The organism is Sphingopyxis sp., assembly GCF_035998965.1.
Lineage (GTDB): Bacteria > Pseudomonadota > Alphaproteobacteria > Sphingomonadales > Sphingomonadaceae > Sphingopyxis.
This window is the reverse complement of the sequence record NZ_DASYHE010000065.1, coordinates 1-1,790: the sequence shown is the minus strand read 5'-3', so window position 1 is coordinate 1,790 and position 1,790 is coordinate 1. Positions and strand designations below refer to the sequence as shown.

The window sequence follows — 1,790 nt, the reverse complement described above, 5'->3', positions numbered from 1 at the left end:
GGCACATGCTGGCCGCGCCGACCAGCGCGGTCTGGTTCGCTCAGCTGATCATTGTGCGGGGTCCGCATCAGCGGCCTCCCCGGCTTGCGGTGCGGTTTCCGCCGGTTCGCTCGACTCTTCGTCGTCGAACCAGTGGGCGCGCGCCGCCATGATGATCTCGTTGCCCTGCTCTTCGCTCAGGCCATATTCGCCCAGCACGCCGCCCTTGTCCTCGGCGCGCTCGCTGCGCGGCGGGCCGCGGCGGTTGTCGGTGCGCTTCTTGGCAATAAGCTCGTCGGTGGCGAGGTCGGCCAGGTCGTCGAGCGTCTTGATGCCCGCCTTGCCCAGCACAACCAGCATCGCTTCGGTCAGATGCGGGATCGCGGCCAGATCGTCCTCGACGCCCAGCTCGCGGCGTTCGGCGCGCGATGCTTCTTCGCGGCGCTCCAGCCCTTCGAGCGCGCGGCTCTGCAGTTCCTGCGCCAGTTCCTCGTCGAACCCTTCGATCCCGGCGAGTTCCTCGATGCCGACATAGGCGACTTCTTCGAGCTCGGTGAAGCCTTCGGCGACCAGCAGCTGCGCCAGCGTTTCGTCGACGTCCAGCTCTTCCTGGAACATCGTCGAGCGCTCGACGAAATCGCGCTGGCGCTTCTCGCTCGCGTCAGCCTCGGTCATGATGTCGATCTGGCTGCCGGTCAGCTGGCTGGCGAGACGGACATTCTGGCCGCGGCGACCGATGGCCAGCGACAGCTGGTCGTCGGGAACGACGACTTCGATGCGGCTGTCATCTTCGTCGATGACGACGCGTTGGACCGTTGCCGGCTGAAGCGCGTTGACGACGAAGGTCGCGGTGTCTTCGGACCAAGGGATGATGTCGATCTTTTCGCCCTGCATTTCCTGGACAACCGCCTGAACGCGGCTGCCCTTCATGCCGACGCAGGCACCGACGGGGTCGATGCTGCTGTCATAGCTGATGACGCCAATCTTGGCGCGCGAGCCCGGGTCGCGGGCGGCGGCCTTGATCTCGATGATCCCATCGTAGATTTCAGGGACTTCCTGCGCGAACAGCTTCTTCATGAAGTCGGGGTGCGCGCGGCTCAGGAAAATCTGCGGCCCGCGCGTTTCGCTGCGCACCGACAGGATCAGCGCGCGGACGCGGTCGCCGACGCGCATCAATTCGCGCGGGATCTGCTGGTCGCGGCGGATGACGCCCTCGGCACGGCCCAGGTTGACGACGATGTGGCCAAATTCGACCGACTTGACGACCCCGGTGATCAGCTCGCCCGCGCGGTCCTTGAATTCTTCAAACTGGCGTGCCCGGTCGGCTTCGCGGACCTTCTGGAAAATGACCTGCTTCGCCGACTGCGCGTCGATGCGGCCCAGATCCACGGCGGGCAGCGGATCGACGATGAAGTCGCCCAGCTGCGCGTCCTTCTGCAATTTCTGCGCCGCGGCCAGATCGACCTGCTTGAAATAATCCTCGACCGTCTCGACGACCTCGACGACGCGCCACAGGCGCAGGTCGCCGGTCTGGACGTCCAGTTTGGCACGAATGTCATTCTCGGCGCCATAGCGGGCGCGGGCGGCACGCTGGATCGCTTCTTCGATCGCCTCGATGACGATCGTCTTGTCGATCATCTTCTCGCTGGCGACGCTGTTGGCAATCGCCAGCAGTTCGGCGCGGTTGGCGGAAATGGCAGTGGCCATCAGTCCTGTCCTTCTTCTTCCAGTTCGTCGGCGCCTTCGGCTGAAAGCGGGACGGTTGCAGCAATGAGTTTGTCGGTGAGCACCAGCTTGGCCGTGTCGATCGC

1 protein-coding gene and 1 pseudogene are annotated in these 1,790 nt (G+C 64.9%); both read right to left on the bottom strand.

The annotated features are described in order from the left end of the window. Positions 1-48: 48 nt before the first annotated feature. Positions 49-1,686, bottom strand: coding sequence for a transcription termination factor NusA (nusA, locus tag VGN68_RS11845; protein ID WP_327476889.1), 1,638 nt, complete (start codon positions 1,684-1,686; stop codon positions 49-51). After that, positions 1,686-1,790 (bottom strand): annotated as a pseudogene (locus VGN68_RS11840) (ribosome maturation factor); the annotation flags it as partial. The pseudogene VGN68_RS11840 and the gene nusA, both read right to left, overlap by 1 nt.

Coding starts and splice junctions, on each gene's coding strand:
- nusA (WP_327476889.1), bottom strand. CDS start 1,686: ATGGCCACTGCCATTTCCGCCAACCGCGCCGAACTGCTGGCGATTGCC.